General features: G+C 48.7%; 16 protein-coding genes. 10 read left to right on the top strand and 6 right to left on the bottom strand.

From position 1 onward, the window contains the following. Positions 1-42: 42 nt before the first annotated feature. From AC1EK1_RS00080 to AC1EK1_RS00065, 4 genes are read left to right on the top strand one after another with little or no spacing between them, the layout of a single operon-like run. Positions 43-735 (top strand): hypothetical protein, encoded by a 693-nt coding sequence (locus tag AC1EK1_RS00080; protein WP_480304993.1) that lies wholly within the window; start codon positions 43-45, stop codon positions 733-735. Further along, positions 725-1,429: a bifunctional nuclease domain-containing protein gene (locus AC1EK1_RS00075; protein WP_480304991.1), complete on the top strand. Its 705-nt coding sequence runs from the start codon at positions 725-727 to the stop codon at positions 1,427-1,429. Before AC1EK1_RS00080 ends, AC1EK1_RS00075 begins: the two co-directional genes overlap by 11 nt. Positions 1,430-1,432: 3 nt before the next feature. Next, entirely contained in the window at positions 1,433-2,158 is a 726-nt protein-coding gene (locus AC1EK1_RS00070) for an RsmE family RNA methyltransferase (RefSeq protein ID WP_480304990.1), read from the top strand. Beyond that, on the top strand, positions 2,155-2,667 hold the full coding sequence (locus tag AC1EK1_RS00065) for an FHA domain-containing protein (RefSeq protein ID WP_480304989.1): 513 nt from the start codon (positions 2,155-2,157) through the stop codon (positions 2,665-2,667). Before AC1EK1_RS00070 ends, AC1EK1_RS00065 begins: the two co-directional genes overlap by 4 nt. A gap of 297 nt (positions 2,668-2,964) precedes the next feature. On the opposite strand, the gene AC1EK1_RS00060 is transcribed toward AC1EK1_RS00065, so the two are convergent. From AC1EK1_RS00060 to rsmA, 3 genes are read right to left on the bottom strand one after another with little or no spacing between them, the layout of a single operon-like run. Next, complete coding sequence (locus AC1EK1_RS00060) at positions 2,965-4,488, bottom strand: glycoside hydrolase family 10-like protein (RefSeq protein WP_480304988.1); 1,524 nt, start codon at positions 4,486-4,488, stop codon at positions 2,965-2,967. After that, positions 4,485-5,840, bottom strand: coding sequence for a magnesium transporter (mgtE, locus tag AC1EK1_RS00055; RefSeq protein ID WP_480304987.1), 1,356 nt, complete (start codon positions 5,838-5,840; stop codon positions 4,485-4,487). Before mgtE ends, AC1EK1_RS00060 begins: the two co-directional genes overlap by 4 nt. Beyond that, positions 5,840-6,625: a 16S rRNA (adenine(1518)-N(6)/adenine(1519)-N(6))-dimethyltransferase RsmA gene (gene rsmA, locus AC1EK1_RS00050; RefSeq protein WP_480304986.1), complete on the bottom strand. Its 786-nt coding sequence runs from the start codon at positions 6,623-6,625 to the stop codon at positions 5,840-5,842. The genes mgtE and rsmA overlap by 1 nt, the downstream gene beginning before the upstream one ends. Before the next feature lie 178 nt (positions 6,626-6,803). Here rsmA and AC1EK1_RS00045 point away from each other — a divergent pair, with 178 nt between their 5' ends. From AC1EK1_RS00045 to AC1EK1_RS00020, 6 genes are all read left to right on the top strand, one after another. Then, the gene (locus tag AC1EK1_RS00045; RefSeq protein WP_480304985.1) at positions 6,804-7,796 is read left to right on the top strand and encodes a lysylphosphatidylglycerol synthase transmembrane domain-containing protein; all 993 of its coding nucleotides are present in this window, start codon (positions 6,804-6,806) and stop codon (positions 7,794-7,796) included. A gap of 6 nt (positions 7,797-7,802) precedes the next feature. Beyond that, entirely contained in the window at positions 7,803-8,747 is a 945-nt protein-coding gene (queG, locus tag AC1EK1_RS00040; protein ID WP_480304983.1) for a tRNA epoxyqueuosine(34) reductase QueG, read from the top strand. Positions 8,748-9,216: 469 nt separating this feature from the next. Then, positions 9,217-9,813, top strand: a complete 597-nt coding sequence (locus AC1EK1_RS00035) for an L-threonylcarbamoyladenylate synthase (protein WP_480304982.1) — start codon at positions 9,217-9,219, stop codon at positions 9,811-9,813. After that, positions 9,810-11,612 (top strand): chloride channel protein, encoded by a 1,803-nt coding sequence (locus AC1EK1_RS00030; protein WP_480304981.1) that lies wholly within the window; start codon positions 9,810-9,812, stop codon positions 11,610-11,612. The genes AC1EK1_RS00035 and AC1EK1_RS00030 overlap by 4 nt, the downstream gene beginning before the upstream one ends. A 6-nt stretch (positions 11,613-11,618) precedes the next feature. Beyond that, a complete protein-coding gene (gene fmt / locus AC1EK1_RS00025) occupies positions 11,619-12,602 on the top strand; it encodes a methionyl-tRNA formyltransferase (RefSeq protein WP_480304980.1) in 984 nt (327 codons plus the stop codon). 30 nt (positions 12,603-12,632) lie between these two features. After that, a complete protein-coding gene (locus AC1EK1_RS00020; protein WP_480304978.1) occupies positions 12,633-14,357 on the top strand; it encodes an alpha-1,3-galactosidase-related protein in 1,725 nt (574 codons plus the stop codon). Here AC1EK1_RS00020 and AC1EK1_RS00015 read toward each other — a convergent pair. The 3 genes from AC1EK1_RS00015 to AC1EK1_RS00005 form a co-directional block, all read right to left on the bottom strand. Then, positions 14,347-15,516, bottom strand: a complete 1,170-nt coding sequence (locus AC1EK1_RS00015) for a substrate-binding domain-containing protein (protein ID WP_480304977.1) — start codon at positions 15,514-15,516, stop codon at positions 14,347-14,349. The genes AC1EK1_RS00020 and AC1EK1_RS00015 overlap by 11 nt on opposite strands. A gap of 36 nt (positions 15,517-15,552) precedes the next feature. Next, positions 15,553-17,118: an MGH1-like glycoside hydrolase domain-containing protein gene (locus tag AC1EK1_RS00010; RefSeq protein ID WP_480305271.1), complete on the bottom strand. Its 1,566-nt coding sequence runs from the start codon at positions 17,116-17,118 to the stop codon at positions 15,553-15,555. Positions 17,119-17,614: 496 nt separating this feature from the next. After that, positions 17,615-17,949, bottom strand: a 335-nt coding sequence (locus AC1EK1_RS00005; protein WP_480304975.1) for a hypothetical protein, incomplete at its 5' end; no start/stop codon positions are given.

The following is a 17,949-nucleotide window of genomic DNA, read 5'->3' as shown; positions in this document are numbered from 1 at the left end:
TGATTTGCTTTGTGACAGCTTCATGTTTCTAGACATGTTTTTATGAGTACACAGATGGAGGAGAGAATGGTGCAGGTGGAACTTGGAGGTGTTGGCAACCTTAGCAATAACCCCGGGGTGGTTGTTTTGCTCCTGACACCTGTTGATTCTCTATATAGACCGTACCCTGATCGGCATGAGCCTGTATTTCCGGTGCCGATAGACTATCTCACGGGACAACTGTACTTGAGTAGACTGTATCAAGTCCTGAAAGGGCACTTCACCAGCAATGAGGTGCTGGCAGGCTACTGTAGAGCCCTAAATATTTCTCTTGATCGGGTGAATATACGCCTAGAGGACTCTTCGGTAAAGACTTCACTGGAGGTTACACATGCGCAGGGGATGAAGGAGTCGCTGACGGTGCATTTGCACCGAACCGTACTGGGGGCCGTACTAGGTAGAATTCCTATTTTTGTGGAGGCTACCTTGCTAGATCGGATGGCACAACGGGTAAGGATACAGGGGCGAGACACGATTTCGGGTGAGCCAATAGATCTCAATCAAATCCAAGTGAAAGAGCTCCGGCAAATGATTGCAGATGGAGCTACTCCTGACCACATGACAGAAGTACAAGCGCAGTTTTTGCAAAATCAGAAGAGCGATGTACTGGAAGAGTTGCTGGAGGTGGCAGTTCAGGTTGAAAACTTTGAATGGGCAGCTTGTCTGCAAAAGATGAAAAGAAAAAATGCTGAATAACCTAAGTGACTTTGGCGCAGAGATGGCTCCCCCCATTGATCACACGATCCAAATGTCCTACAACCGAATAGTGAAATCCAACGATCGATCTATGGTCGTCCTGAGAGCTGTGGAATCAGCCGGGAATCCGAGTGAGTACTCTGTCGTTATTTCGAAACAGGACGAGCATGACTTTGAGACGGCCGAGAGGTGCTTTTCCGGACTATTACGAGAGGATCAGGATTTGCTCGGAGAGCTGGTGGAGCACTTTGGGGTCTCAATCAGTTCTGTCCTGATATGGGAGTCTATTTCGGACGAAAAACTCTGTGCACAAGTATCTCTGCTAGCTTTATCAGGGGAGCGGGTGTCATTTCCGACAAGACCTCAGGAGGCGATACTCTATGCAGTGTTGCATAATATCCCGATCTTGGTGGAGAAGGGTTTGGCCAATACGACAGAGCCCCAAAGTGAAAAGCATGGTAGGACTTCCGTAGCCGGTAGGGATTATCTGGAATCTTACCGTCGGGCTATAAAGTCCGGAAAACTGCCTGCGGACTATAGTGTCCCGGAACTAGAGTGGGGATTTGCTCAGATAGATCAGACTGCCCTTTTGGCACTTAGACAATTGGCGATAGAGCTTGAGTGCTATGAGTGGGCTCAAGTGATCAGTGATTTTTTGGAAAGTGACGACTTGGATATTGATCAGACCGATTAAAAAATGGAGGATTATCCGCTATTTGTTGTGCCCGATGTGGCGATTACAGGCATGCTTTCGGAGGAAGAGTCCCATCATGTGGGGCGCGTATTGCGTATGCAAATCGGTGAAAAACTGTATGTGACAGATGGGGCAGGATCTCTATATCTGGCTGTGCTGAAAGGAACTGACGGGAAGGAGCTGCCTGTGGAGTTGGTCGAAAAAGTACGAGAGGTCGCTACACCTCATCCTGAGCTTCACCTAGCAGTCGCGCCCCTAAAAAATGCAGACCGACTGGAGTGGTTGCTGGAAAAGCTCGTGGAGGTGGGCTTGGCATCGCTCTCCTTGGTTATGACGGAGCACACGATCCGAAAACACAATAATATGGTGCGTCTCCAAAAAGTGATGCTTGCGGCAGTGAAACAATCTAGAAAACGAATGGTGACCCGGATAAATGAATACCCCGGCGGAATTCGTGACTTGTGCCAATCCGAGTTGCCGACGCAAAAATTCATTGCCTACTGTGGCGATGAATACCCAAAGCTAGAATTGGCAAAAGCTTTGCGTCCGGGGTGCTCGACGGTCGTACTTATAGGGCCGGAGGGTGACTTTTCGTCGGAGGAGGTTGAGATGGCAGTGCGGTATGGATTTGTCCCTGTCGCACTTGGTACGGAGCGTCTAAGGAGTGAAACAGCCGCCGTATATGCAGGAATGCTCCACCATATCATTAATACACAAGCAGAAAAATGAAGATAGCGTGCCCATACTGTGCCAAGGATATAGAGATCATTCCGCCGAATGTGGTGAAAGCAAAGGCTGAAAAGGTGGTGTGCCCTCATTGCCATAGACCAATAGCTGTGTATGCCAGCCAAGCTACCTTGCAAATGCATAGAGATAGGGCTGTAAAAGCAGTGGCAGTCAGTCTACATGACTTTTCTGAGCAAGACCCTTACCTCGAGATAGTGGAGAGCCGGTTAGCTGATTCTCAGAGGTTGCCTATTCCGATAGGAGAGTCTGTCCTCGGTCGATTTACCCCAAATAGTAAGGCAGAGATACAAGTACTCACTGATGACATTGATCTAGGGCGAAACCATGCACGGCTATGGCTTACCAAGAAAGGGAGCTTGTCAGTCGCTGATAATGACAGTGTCTCCGGAACCTATGTGAATGGACAACCTTTGGCCCCGACCGATAAGGTGCGCTTGTGGGACGGTGATGTATTGACTTTGGGAGCCACTACCTTCATTGTCCACTTGTAGCAATTACTCGTCGTTTCTTAGAAATTTACGCCGCTGTTTTCTTAGTTTTCTGTTGTAGAAAAACCTTGTGGCGTACTGTCCTATCCTAATCACGATAGCAGTACAACCAAGGAGGTAAAACCAACTCTTATCATCGGCGAAGGTGAAAAACACAATTGCGCTGGCAATTGCCAAAAGCATAAAGAGTACAGTGACGAGGGAGTCTATTTGTTTGAAATCCATATTGATAAGTTGTGGTTGTATAGCAGTGGATCTTTGAGTAATGCGCAAGGACGCCTTGCGTCTCATGAATGACCCTTATAGCACGGCTTGAATATCTTTGGCAACAATGTGTTCGTGGTTGTATCGGTCTACGCGAGTGATGGTAAACGATACTTTGTACTTCTTTCCCAGATCTAAAGGCCTATATCTTGTCGCATTGGTTATGGCGGTGATGTTTTCTGCTTTTAGGATTTCTCGGATAGGTGCTTTGCGTTGATGCGTATAGATGACGTAGTATCGTGTCTCAAGTCCTTTGGGCATGGTCATGTCGCCCAGCCATACAAGCTCTTGGTACAACTCTCCTTTCAGCAGGTACGCTGATCGCGTTGGTTCTTTATAGCCTTTGAGGTCAGCAGGGTAGGGGGTCGGTGGAATCAGAGCCGGGTATTTCCAGTAATGATTGGCGATAATACTTCGGATCCCTTTGTAGTTCGCAAATAGCTCATCTGCAGGCCAGATGACATTGCCCTCTGAGGTCTCTCTTGCAATATTCAGTTTGGGATGCAATTGCTCATGATCCATGGTGGGACGTACAGATTGCCCGATGTAGTAATGGGCATTTTGAATGTTTTTGTTCCACCAATAGGCCAACTCGGTATAGTCAGCTAACTTGTGTCCCATGTGCCAGTAGATCTGTGGGACTATGTAATCTACCCAGTGCATCTGATCCCAAAGTAAAATGTCTGCATATAGGTCATCATAGTTTTGTAAGCCCTTTGTCTTGGATCCTGTGGGATCGGTCCGTTCATTGCGGTAGATGCCAAACGGACTGACTCCAAATCGTACGTATGGCTTGGCCTGCTTGATGGTCTGATGCATTTGCTTGATCAGAAGGCTTACATTTTCCCTCCTAAAGTCAGCGATAGACTGTCCGCTTTTCTTCATGCGGTTGTAATCATTTTGGTCAGGAAACGGGACTCCTGCTACGGGGTATGGGTAGAAATAGTCATCGATATGTAGACCATCAATGTCGTATCTATTGACTATGTCAGCCACTATCCGGCAGGTGTAGTCGCGTACTTCTTGTAGTGCGGGGTTGAATAGCAGTAGGTCACCATACTGTACAAACCACTCCGGGTGCCGATAATACGGATGGTTGCTTGCCAAGGGTTGTCCTACCTTTGTGGAGGCTCTATAGGGGTTGATCCAGGCGTGTAGCTCCATACAACGTTGGTGGCACTCATCGATCATAAAAGCCAGAGGATCCCAAAATGGCTTTGGTGATGTTCCCTGTTGTGTCGATAAAAACCTGCTCCAAGGCTCGTATTGTGACTCATACCAGGCATCGGCTTCGCAGCGTACTTGAAAGAAGACGGCATTGACTCCCATCTCCTTGAGTTGGTCTAGTTTGGCTCTGAAGTAAGCCTGAAGTTCCTCAGCCCCCATCTGTGCATAGTTGTTGCGAAACACAGTCGGAATCCATGCCGCACGCATCTCGATGCGTGCGGGGATGTAGTCGGACCTGGTGGCTTTTTCAGCATGCTTTTGGGTGACAGTCTTCTCGGGACCACAGCCTATGACCAAAAAAAGTAGTGCGAGCGAGCAAAGGATCCTCTTCATTGTAGAATAGCAAAAAGCATCTGGGTAATGGTCATGTAAATAAACATCCCGACAAGGTCATTGGTGATTGTGATAAAAGGCCCTGTCGCTCTTGCAGGATCCATCTTCAGCTTGTTCAACGTCAAGGGTACGATTGTTCCAAAAGTGCTGGCAAAGAGCACAACGGTAAACAGACTGATAGAAACACTAGCCATGATGATGAGATCACGGATATAGAAGTAGTTGTAGACAAAAACCACAAGTGCTATAATACTGGCATTGATAATAGCAACAGCCAGTTCTTTCCCTATTAGGTGCAAAGTCTTCCCCGGACGTAGTGAGTTGCTTGCGAGGTCTTGGACAATAATAGCAGAGGATTGCATCCCCACATTACCACCGGTCCCGCCTATCAGGGGAATGAATACTGAGAGTGCTGGCAGTTGGGCAAAGACGCCATCGTATTGTCCAAGGAGGACGGAATTGAATATCCCCCCCGCCATACCTATGAGCAACCAAGGTAGTCGTGCACCCGTCTGGCGGAAAACCGAGTCTGAGCTTTCAATGTCTTGCGATAGACCGGAGGCCAATTGGTAGTCTTTCTCATGTTGTTCGCGCATCTCGTCCACCACGTCGTCTACCGTGATTACCCCGACAAGTCTGCCGATAGAGTCTACTACCGGTATAGCGACTAGGTCGTAGCGGTCAAAAGCGTTGATGACCTCCTCTATTGAGTCACTTACGTGTAGCATTATCGGATCACGTTGCATGACATTTCTGATCCGATTGGCCGATGGGTTGGTGATCACTTTTTTGATCGGTAGAGTACCTACTAGTTTTTTGTCATCATCTACGACATAAATATAGTAGAGTTCGTTTAGGTCTTCTGCCTGAGAACGCATTTCGTCCACACACTTCGGCATGGACCAGTTCTCGTTGATCACGACCATCTCCTTGCGCATGACTCCACCGGCTGTGTCCTCATCGTAGTGGAGCAGGTCTATGATATCCCCAGCTTGTTCGACGTTATCTACCTTGGAGAGGATCGACTCTTGCTGGTCTTCGTCCAGGTCACGGATGAGCTCGGCAGCATCATCGGTATCCATGTTGGAGAGGAGTTTCGTCGCGATATCCTCATCCGAGATGTGCTGTAGGATGTTTTGCTGGTCTTCATCGTCAAGCTCCAGGAGCACATCCGCCGCCGTCTCATTCGGCAGTAGTTGGTGCAGATAGATGGCATCGTCCGTCCCGAGCTCCTCCAGCAGTTCGGCAAGCTCGGTGGCATGGAGTGTTGGGATCACCTTATTCAGTTCCTCATCATTGTGCGCTTTGATGAGGGCTATCAGTCTGTCCTTTTCCTTATACTTTTGGTCCATTATCTTTCGGCTTGGTTCACTGCATTGGTTAGTATTACAAAGTCCTCCACGCCCATTTGCTCAGGTCGCATTGCCATGAGTCGGTCTACACTGTCGGGTAGGTTGGCGGTTCCGAGCAGTGGTTTGATGGAGTTTCGGATCGTTTTTCTCCTTTGGTTGAACGTTGTCTTGACCACACTCCTAAATAGTTGTTCGTCACAGCCCAGCTTTGTACGACCATTCCGAGTGATTCGGATCACTCCACTTTTTACTTTTGGAGGTGGGGTGAATACTCCGGGTTCTACGGTAAATAGGTACTCTACATCGTACCATGCTTGGAGCAATACGCTCAGGATTCCGTACTCTTTGCTACCCGGCGGAGATGCGAGACGGCTTGCCACCTCTTTTTGGAGCATTCCCCCGGCTACCGGTATTAGGTCTTTGTACTCAAGGATCTTAAAAAAAATCTGTGACGAGATGTTGTAGGGGTAGTTGCCTATGACCATAAAGGGTCTGCCGGCACCAAACAGTGTGGAGAGGTCTACCCTGAGAAAATCCCCGTTGATGATGTCTTGCTTGAGGTCCGGAAATGCGACCTTCAGGTACTCTACCGACTCGGTATCTAGTTCGATCACCTTGACCGTCCTGTGCTCTTCCAGCAGATATTTGGTCAGTACTCCCATTCCGGGGCCCACCTCCACTACGGGTAGGCCCTGACCGGGTAAAATCTGGGCAATACGCTCAGCTATCCTTTCGTCTCGGAGGAAGTGCTGTCCTAGTGCTTTCTTGGCGTGTACCGGCTTCATGAGTTTTGATTTTTTGATTTGACGCAAAACGATGTCCATGAAATATGGTACTTTTGCGAGTAAAAATAGCCACAGGCTTGCGCAAACTTACCAAAAATGGACGGGATAGTGTCGGGCTTGATGTGGAGTATCTAGCTCATACTCCGATTGTGAGTTGGGAAAAATCATATTTCCGTTTATGAATATTACATCCAAAGGGGTATTGAAAGTTGTGTTGCCACTATTGCTCGGTGGGGTGATCCTCTGGTTTTTGTATCGAAACACAGACTTCAACAAGCTGTTGGAGACGCTGAGGACCGACTCCAAGTGGTGGGTGATCATCGGGGCGTCACTTTTCGGTACTATTGGCAATACATTCAGGGGACTGCGGTGGAATATTATGCTGCGCCAGCTGGATCCCCCGGGCAAGACGCTTGTCAATTCAATCCTCACCACTCAAGGTACCTATGCCGTGAATATGGCACTGCCTCGGCTGGGCGAGATCTGGCGTTGTGGTGCTATGAGGTTGTACACTGGCCTCTCGTTTTCCAAGCTGTTTGGGACCATGGTTATGGATCGGACGCTTGATGTCTTTGTGGGTATCTTGCTTGCGCTAGTGGCCACGTTTCTCAATTATCCATTCTTTCAGACTTTTTTTTACGAAAACCCCACTTTGGTTGACTGCTTTTTGGACTTTTGGGGTTCTGCCACTTCTTGGGTGCTTGTCTTGGTGATGCTTCTAGCCGTGTCTATTGGTGCGGTTTTGGCTCATCGGTATGCTTTTTGGACAAAAATAAAGCACACACTGAGTGGGGTTTGGAGCGGAGTCCTGACGGTGTTTACGCTTCGCCGGCGTTGGAGCTTTTTGCTGTACACCGTGCTGATATGGGGGAGTTATTTCCTTCAGTTTTACCTGACCTTTTACGCATTTAGTTTTATGAGCGGCCTTGGCTGGGAGGTGGCTCTAATGGCGTTTGTGCTGATCACCTTTTCGATGATCGCACCGGTTCAGGCCGGGCTGGGCGCATGGCACTTTATGGTCATTTTTACGCTTGTGTTTTTTGGTGTTGGTCGTGACGATGCCGGCTCTTTTGCTCTGATCGTCCACACTGCCCAGACCTTGTGGACGACACTCATTGGGCTATTGAGTATTGTCGGGCTCTCTTTCTACAACAAGTCTGCACGCCTATAAGTACAAGTGGTATCTACTGATGATATACTGAGGCTGGCCAAGGAGATGGGGGCAGATGCCGCAGGGGTGGCTCGGCTTGGCCCTGTGGATGATCTGCACAGTCAAAAGTACACGGCCTGGATCAATAGTGGCCAAAACGCCGGAATGACCTACTTGGAGCGCAATCAGGCTGTGCGGTTTCATCCCGGCTCGGAGATACTGCCGGAGGCCCGCTCTGTGATAGTGGTCGCTGTTAGCTATTACCCCCGCGAGCGACAACGTCCGGATGCCCCACAGGTCTCCAAGTACGCCTATGGACAGGACTACCACCTTGTCCTAAAAAAGTACTTGGAGGACCTCGGAGAGAGGATTGATCGTGAGGTGATGGGGCACTCATATAGGCCTATCGTGGATACGGTCCCCTTCTTGGAGCGTTATTGGGCCGAAGTGGCCGGGCTGGGCTTTATAGGCCGGAATCGTAATCTGATTGTCCCGAAAGTCGGTAGCTACGTTTTTTTGGGCGAACTCCTTACCACCTTGGATCTGGAGCCCACTCGCCCGGCTCGCCTCCACTCCTGTGGCACCTGTAGCCGTTGCCTGGATAGTTGCCCGACTCAGGCCCTGACCTCTAAGGGGCTGGATGCACGCAGATGTGTCAGCTACCTCACGATTGAGCACCGAGGAGATATCCCATCGGAGCTGGCCAAAAAGTTTGGACGTCGCTTTTATGGGTGTGATACTTGTCAGGATGTCTGTCCGTACAATCACCGGCCTCTGCCACAGCGACTTTTTGCCGGATCCGGACAGATCCTTGCCCTCTCGAGCGAGGATATGACCGACTTTTCCACGGAGTTGTACTCCACTCTCACCAAGAATAGTGCTATGTCTAGAGCCAAGTTTTTTCAGCTCAAGCGAAATGCCGACCTATTTGTCCAAAACAATCCTGAACTCACCACGGATAAAATCCCCTAACTATACCGGGATGTCTGCTTGGGTACTTTCTGTGCCCATTGAGATAAATTGAGCGAAGAAAAGGGCAGGACGTTTTTTTTGACCGAAAAACGTCCTGCCCTTTTGTCGTCCTAAGGGGGAAAGCTTTTTTTTGAGAGGAGAAAAAAACAACTTGCGAGGGGGAAAATGCAACAACCTCGGAGAAAAAGATGCCCCTCTTCCATGACAAAGATAAAATCACAGTGTGATTTCTAGAAATCACTAAGTGATTTATTCAAATCACACAGTGGTTTGTTCAAATCACATTGTGATTTTGAGTTTTCCGACTGGGGAAAATAGTTTGTGAGTACATAGAGATAACTTTGTAACCTTTGGTGAAATGTTGTTATCTTTGAGCCTTGTGAGAGTATAAACCTAGGGTGAAGGCCAGTGGTTATTTTTTCCCACCCCAGCCCCTCTCTTTCCGGATGACTATATATACGTGTGATGTATGAGAAATAATGGCACGACTGAGGCCCCGAGATATGACCTCGAGGATCTAAATGAAGCTCTCCGCACCCTCAAGGCCGGAGGGCTAATCCTATACCCAACGGATACGATATGGGGGATTGGGTGCGATGCGACCAATGAAGATGCGGTACGCCGTGTCTTTGAGCTAAAAAAACGAGATGACGCCAAGGCGCTCATCAGTATCGTCCAGACGAATGCAATACTTCCCCTCCTCATGGATGAGGTGCCGCGTGTAGCCTATGACCTGATCGATGCCGCACTTCAGCCCCTGACGATCATTTACCCCAATGTACATGGGCTGGCGCACAATCTTTTGGCCGAGGATGGCAGTGCCGGGATACGTGTCGTGGATGAGTTGTTTTGCAACAAGTTGTGTGAGCGTTTTCGGAAGCCTATTGTCAGCACCAGTGCCAACATCTCCGGAGAGCCGTCTCCGGCAAGCTTTTCGGCCATCAGTGATGAGGTAAAGGCCGGAGTGGACTATATCGTCCGATATAGGCAAAAGGAGCGAACCCCGCATGTGGCGTCCAATATCATCAAGCTGGAGGTGGATGGCGCATTCAAGATTATCCGATGAAACATCAAAAGCCGACTAGCAATGCGGTACTGAAGTTCCTGCGCTGGCGCGAGGAGCGTATCCCCGAGCGGGTCTTGGTCGTGGGGCTGGCGTTTCTGACCGGGATAGCCTGCTCAATAGCCGCAGCGACACTCAAGGGGACCATACACCTGATACAGAATGTGGTGATGAGTGCCAATGGGTTGGCTCAGTTCAACTACAGTTACCTCATCACCCCGGTACTGGGAATCTTTTTGTCCGGGTTGTTTGTCCGCTACATCGTCAAGGATGACATCGGACACGGTATCTCCAAGATCCTTTTCGCAGTCAGTCAGAGAAAGAGCCGGATCAAGGTCCACAACACTTGGACTTCTCTTGTGGCTTCCTCAGTCACTATCGGCTTGGGGGGATCGGTGGGGGCTGAGGCTCCAATCGTCTTGACCGGCTCGGCGATTGGTAGCAATATTGGTAAGTTTTTTAGGCTAGAGCATGGGAATCTGATGCTCTTGGTGGGCTGCGGGGCCGCCGGAGCGGTGGCGGGGATATTCAAGGCTCCTATTACGGGCTTGGTCTTTGTGATCGAGGTCCTCATGATGGATCTGACCCTCAACTCTGTCATGCCGTTGCTGGTGGCATCGGTTACGGCTGCGACCATGAGCTATTTCTTTTTTGGGATGGAGGCAATGTTTCCCTACGTTGCTGAGAATCCGTTTACTCTGGAGCGGATACCGATGGTCTTCTTTTTGGGCATCAGCTGTGGCTTGGTGGCCATTTATTTTGTCAAGATGACCGTGGGGCTGGAGGGTCTGCTCAAAAAAATCGGGCGGTGGCGTAGGTTTGGACTATGTGCCGTTGTTTTGAGTGCGCTGATCTTTCTTTTTCCCCCTTTGTATGGTGAGGGATACACAACGATACTGGACTTGATCACAGCGCAGACGGGGGAGGTGATGAGTGGTTCGCCGTTCGAACTATTGCGTAACTCCGGCTTTTTTATCCTGCCCATTTTTTTGCTTTTGGTGATTTTTACCAAGGTCGTTGCGACTGTTGCCACCAATGCCGGAGGGGGTAGTGGTGGCGTTTTCGCACCTAGCCTTTTCGTGGGCGCTTTGGTGGGCTTTGTCTTTAGTTACTTGATGAATCGGTTTGGGGTGGGGCCATTTTTACCTTCAGAGAACTTTACTTTGATGGGGATGGCCGGACTAATGGCTGGAGTGATGCATGCTCCCCTGACCGGTACTTTTTTGATCGCAGAGCTCTCCGGAGGCTACAACCTCTTTTTGCCACTATTGGTTGTGTCGGTCACTAGCTACGGTGTGTCTCGCCTGTTTTTGGATCACAATATCTATGCGCTGAGGTTGGCCGAGGAGGGCATGCTCGTGACGCACCAAAAGGATCAGGCTGTGCTCACCCTGATGGGCGTGGATCAAGTCCTAGAGGATGATTTTAGCCCTCTGGCACCGGACATGACTCTGGGAGATGCCGTGCGTATCTTCTCCAGCAGCAAAAGCACGCGGAATATCATGCCGGTACTACAGGACGATGGGCACATGGTGGGTATGATCCTCCTTGATAATATCCGCAATATTATGTTTCGGCCGGAGCTGTATGATCGGATGCAGGTGAGCAAGATCATGGTCGTCCCAAGCACCAGGATATTGACCACCATGAGCATGGACGAGGTGATGCATGCATTTGAGGACTCCAAGATGTGGAACCTCCCGGTCGAAACACCGGAGGGGAAGTATGTGGGGTTTGTGAGCAAGTCCAAGATATTCAATACGTACCGAGAGATTCTGAATGAAAACTTTGGGGGAGACTGAGAGCCTATGGAAATGAAGGAAAATATGAGGATCGTCTTTTTTGGCACACCCGACTTTGCCGTAACATCGCTAAGACAACTGGTGTCCAACGGGTATCAGGTCGTAGGAGTAGTGACTGCCCCGGATCGGCCGTCGGGGCGTGGATACAGACTGCAACCATCGGCAGTGAAGGAGATGGCCCAAAAAATACTCCCCAATGTGCCTATCCTGCAACCAGAAAAGCTCCGTGACCCAGGCTTTTTGTCGTCGTTGAAAGAACTTGGTGGAGACCTCTTTGTCGTCGTTGCCTTCCGGATGTTGCCCATGGAGGTATGGGCTATGCCACCCCGAGGAACATTCAACCTCCATGCGTCACTTTTGCCCAAATATCGTGGAGCGGCACCTATACAGCATGCTATCCTAAATGGTGAAAAGAAGACAGGGGTGACGACCTTTTTCTTGGACGAACAGATAGATACGGGACGAATCATACTCCAGGAGGAAGTACCTATCTCCGAGGAGGATGATGGCGGAAGTTTGCACGACAAACTTATGGAGGTTGGCGCCAATCTCGTGTGCAAAACGATTGATAGGATAGCGGAGGCTAAACCTGATGAGCGACTCGGAACCTGCCAAAGTACACTCGTCGATGACAGTGATTTGCCCCTCCCCTGTGCTCCAAAGATTTTCAAGGGCGATCGGGCGTTGTCCTTTAGGGAACAGGATGCTGAGCAGATCTTACTTCGTGTGCGCGCTATGAGCCCATATCCTACTGCATTTGCAACATTGAATGATGGAAAAAAAACAGAGATAAAGGTCTACAAAGCAGAGGTCGTGCCGGATGTGGTAGGCCTAAAGCCGGGGGAGCTCCTAGTCACTCCGGCGCGAGAGCTTATCGTACAGACAAAGCGTCTGGCCCTTCGTCTGCTTGTCCTCCAACCTCCCTCCAAACGAACAATGAGAGCGGAGGATTATCTCCTTGGAAATGAGATTTCCGGATCCTTTTTGTAGCATAGGTCTTTTAGCTCACGAAATACGAGTATGCCTAACCAACTTTTTCTAAATCTAGTAGCCCTTCTCTCCACGCTTCTATTCCCTCTCTGCGGTGTGGCACAAACGCTCAGCATAGAGCAGTTTGGTGGTAGAGCTAATGATCCGACCTATGATAATGGTCCGGCTCTAACCAAGCTCCTAAATCAGGTGCAAAAAGCAAATCGCTCCGGCGAGGAAGTGATCGTAACCCTCCGCCAAGGCGAGTATCATATTTGGGACTCAAGTCTGCCTACGCATGAGTTGTTTATTTCCAACCATGACCATGTTGATCAGAGACCAGTAGCTTTTTGGCTCAAAGACTTGAGAAATGTCAAGATTGTTGGTGCCGAAACACGCTTGCTCTTTCATGGCAGACTTATTCCTTTTGTATTATCAGGCTGTGAGAATGTAACCATTCAGAATGTTAGTATAGACTATCCCAGACCGGCCCTGACACAAATAACCATCAAGAAGATCGAGAATGACGTAGTCACAGCTGAGGTCTTGGATGAATCCAGGTGGAGTATAAAAGATGAAAACCAAATTGTCCTAGAGTGTGAGGGTTTTCAAGTTGTCCCGAAGTGGTGTATGCCATTTTCCGAAGATGGGCACATGAAGTGGAATCGTGCCGATGTCTCATTCAATCCCACGAAAATTGAAAGGAGTGGCAAAAACCTGCTTAGGATCTATGGTTGGGGTGAAAGTGGGTACCTCATGGTCGGTGATGTATATGTCCTCAGATCCTCAGAGCGTCCAACCCCCGGCATTGTCCTAACAGAGAGCAGAGACATCTTACTACGTGATTTGGTCGTACACTATGCAGAAGGAATGGGATTGTTGGCGCAAAATAGTGACAATCTCACATTGGATCATTTCGCAGTGCGACGTTCTGAAAAATCGCCCAGATTCTTTACGACTCAAGCTGATGCGACGCACTTTTCGGGGTGCAGAGGCTATATTCGATCAACGGATGGCCTGTACGAAAACATGGCAGACGATGCAATCAACATTCATGGAACCTATCTACGAGTAGACAGTGTCCTAAGTGACAACCGACTGAAAGTGGCATTTGCTCATGGTCAGACTTTTGGGATCGGGTGGTATAGGGATGGAGATGAAGTCACGCTTATTGACCGCAATACCTTGAGGCCGGTGTTTAGTACCACGTGCATAGGCTATCAATCAATCTCCCCCAAGGGAGCTTACCTCATACTGCGAGATTCGTTGCCAAGTCAGATTACAGATGGTGCTACCCCATTGGCTGTCGAAAACACATCAGCCTATCCTACAGTTGACTTTGGCTACAATACGATCCGAAACAATAGAGCCCGTGGTGCACTGTTTTCTACACGGAAGCGTGTCGTCTGCCACCACAACCTATTTGACCACACGCACGGGAGTGCTATCCTACTGTGTGGTGATGCCAATGGATGGTATGAGAGTGGCCCGTGCGAAGAGATCATTATTTCCGACAACCACTTTGTCAATGCCCTTACGGCCAAGTATCAGTTTACTCATGCAGTGATTTCCATAGATCCTGAAATTCGTCAGAAGAGCCTAGGGTTTAGTTATCACGGTAGAGTCGTTGTACAAAACAACACCTTCACAACTTTTCCCTCTCCTCTTTACTACTCAGAATCAGTTAGAGAGCTCACCATCAAGGATAATCTGCTGATACCAACGAGTGACTATACGCCTATTTTTGACAACACGGATTCGCGGGTTATTCCCTGATTATCTGCCTATTTTGCTCCCTGTATTCGAGCGGTGAAAGCCCGGTGATCAGCTTGAATTGCCGAGACAGCGACTTGTAGTTGAGAAATCCCAGATCGGCCGCTACTTCTTTTACTTGCCCATCGGATAGCAGCAACGCCTGAGCAAAGCGTGCAATCCTTAGCTCAAGAATATATTTATACACAGATAGGTGTGTAGCCTCTCTGAAGCGTTTCTCAAACTGTCGTCTACATAGGGGAACTTGCTTCAGTACATCTACTACGGATATCTCCGTGGTGGCATGCTCGTGTATGTACTTCAGTGCAGTTCGGACGTGTGGGTCATCCGTTGTGATCATATCGGTAGAGATGCGTTCGACTACTTTTACCGGCTTTCCAATGACTGTCGTGGCGACCGATCGTGTGCCATTTATCAGCTCTGTTATCTGTTTGGCAACATCATATGCCGTCTGCTCTACGTCTTGCAAAATACTGGATAGGGGAGGATCAGACAGCGAACACACTGTCTCATCGTTGTCCACTCCTAGGATCGCTAGGTGTGTTGGTATCTTGATGTCATTTACTTTGCAGATTTCCGTGAGACGACTCCCTTGGTTGTCATCACATGCAAAAACAGCAGTGCCTTGAGGAAGTCCTTTCAAGAATGCAACTAGGTTGGGCGTATCATAAAACCAAACGTCATCGATCGACTGCTCCTCGTACACCCAAAGGTTGCCACTGTATCCGACTTCATCCAAGTAGTCCCTATAGCCCATGCATCTCTCTTTGCTCCAAAAAGCATCCTTGTATCCCACAAAAGCAAAGTTTGTGTAGCCCTTTTGTACAAAAAACTGAGCCGCCATCTCCCCGGTTGCCTTGTAGTCAAAAGAGAGACTGGGTATCTCCGAAAAACGTTGCTTGTAGTCTTGGGCAAAAACGACCAGCCCGGAATTCCGATATGCGAGGGCTTCCCTTTCACTCTCAAAGCGTCCTAAAATGGCATCTGCTCCCCAAAACTTAGCCCACTCCAACACCCCTATGATGCCATTTTGTTCACGGTAGGAGGGGGGCATGCGACTGACTACCCAGGTGCTATTTTTTCGCGAGTAGTTGAGCACACCTTTCAGGATTTTGTAGGCAAACGACTCCGTAAAGTCCGATAAGAGTATGAGCTTGATCATCTAGACGCTATATTTTGGTGTCGAATCTTGTGCGAGTCAATAGGTGCCGCTTTCGTTGATCTTCAGGTGCTCTTCTTTCCCTCCGTACCTGAGTACAAGAGTAAATGGTGTATTGGTCGTTATTGCTATCGTTGGGCGTTCGTTTCGCTTGTTTCGTTTTGAGGCTCGCAACGAGATTTCTCCATCTTTGCCATATGGGTAGCGATCAACCCCGTGAGCCTCTAGTAGGTTTAGATCCCAGCTGATTACCTTTTCGGTATAGTCTGCCCTTATTCCCATCACATACTCTAGGAGGACGGCTATAGGTGCTACACCTCCCCATCCGACAAAGTTGTCCCTAGCCATAAATCCCGGCTCCGTACTCTCCGGAGCATAGTATTCCCAAAAAGTCCCTGTGTTTTCATACACCCGTAGCACATTATTGTAGTGGTTCATTGCCAATTGATGAGCCAAGTCATAGTAGCCTTTTTCGGCCAAACCGTAGAGAACCATGTAGTTTGTACCCGGCCATACCCCTCCTTGCCAGTACCGACCATTTGCCCGATACTTGGCATGGTTGGCCGCAAGCGATGGGATACAATGCGTACGAGCAAAGGTGGTCGTGTCCGTTAGGTGTGCGACTAGTCGGTCCGTCTGCTCTTTGTTCAGCACATCTGTTAGTAATGCCCAGTAGGCACTGATGCCCATAGTTTCACAGAGTTTGCCGTCACTGTACTGATCGTACAAAAAACCACTTTTCTCATCCCATAAGTTTTTGCGAATATATTCGGTTAGGTGTTCGGCTTCGGTTTCATAGTCCTCAATCTCCTGCCAGCGTTCAATATAGAATCCCATCCTCAAAAGCTCGTGCGCTGTGAAGATCTGCTGTAGGTTTGTGTCCAGCCAAACCATGTGCCCATGCGAAAAGATGGGGTTGTATTGCTCCGGGACACGAGGCATGTTATCCATACCCGTCCCCCAACCACTAGACCAATAGGTGCCATTCGGCCATGTCCGGTTGAGGTGAAGCCAGTTATAGTATCCACATAGTACCGGAAACACTTTGTGTAGGCGGTCCAGATCCCCGTACTGCCTAAAGTAGCACATCTCGGCCCAGGGAATCAAGTTGGGGCCGGTGCTAGTGGGGTCATATCTATGAAAGGCATCCGACCCATCTGCACGAATCTCCCGACAAATAAATCCGTCCGGATGTTGGTGTGAGTAAAAGTTGTCTAGGGTTCGATGAAAAGGAAAAAAACGCTCGCCATACTTTGCAAACATGAGTATGAAAGAGGTGTCCCACATGAAGATATTGCCATTGTACGCTGTGTCAATGTAGGTGCAGACAAACCCACTGCCATCCTTAGGGTCCGTGATGTTTTTGATCGCGATCTTCCATGCCGACCAGTACATCTCTATCTCTTTCTCGTGCCCTTCCCACACCGGACTCGGAAGGATCTTGCGAGCCTCCTCATAGCTTCCGTGTCGGATCACCTCCGGCTTGGAATTGATGAATGAGTTTTCGGTCACAAAAAGTTCTTTTACGTACGTATTCTTGTACGGCAAATGATATTTTGGACGAGGAGCCCCATCCATTTGTCCCAGCATTGGAGCACTGAACATGAGGTACAGAGCGACGGCTATAAGGAGTCTGTAGATATTCTTTTTGTCGGTCATTATGATGGTTTTTTAGGTTTGGAGAACTATCTGAGGGTAAATATACCCAATATAATATATCATCAGGGTGGGGGATTCAGGACCTAAAGCCTGGATTATACTGAAGATAAGGTGTCAGTGGGTTGTTGATAGTCCTGATTTTTAACCATCCATGTGCTTACTATTTTTCGTTTCTGGCCTCCCTTTCCTTTTGACGTTTTTGGATGAGTTTTTGTGGTTTTCTAGGTGACTGGTGTACAGGGTGTTGGGGTGGAAGTGGAGTTTCACGGATAAAAGCGATCGATTTCACGGATAGAAGCATTTGGTATCACGGATAGAAACGATTGCTTAGACGGATAGGAGCATGAGGTCGGATGTGAGTTGGAAGGAACGGAGGATCCGGAGTGGTGCGTTTTGAGATCGTTTTTCCGTGGGGTGGATTAAAATCTTATTTATTTGGTTTTTAGCGAGTTGTCAGTTTTTGTGTGTTGGTGATTTGTTCAGGTCGGAAAATGTTTCTATCTTTGCACTCGCAAACGGGACAGAGAGCTTGTCCGCAGATCTTCGATAGTGAAGAGAATTGACTTTTTTGAGTCGGTTGTTTTTTTTGAAGTTTTGCAGAGAAAGAAACTTTTTGTACCTTTGCAAAACCGACGCCGAAAGAGGTGACGGTTTGAAAGAGGAGGTCATAGACATAATGAACAAGGGCATCGCGCCAAATAAAGCTGAAGGTGCGATGCGAACAAACAAGTAGTACAAGGGATATTTTTATAGATATAAGAATGTGCCACGTCGATT

It is taken from the genome of Porphyromonas sp. C0026D3, assembly GCF_056590775.1.
This window is presented reverse-complemented; position numbering and strand designations above follow the sequence as displayed.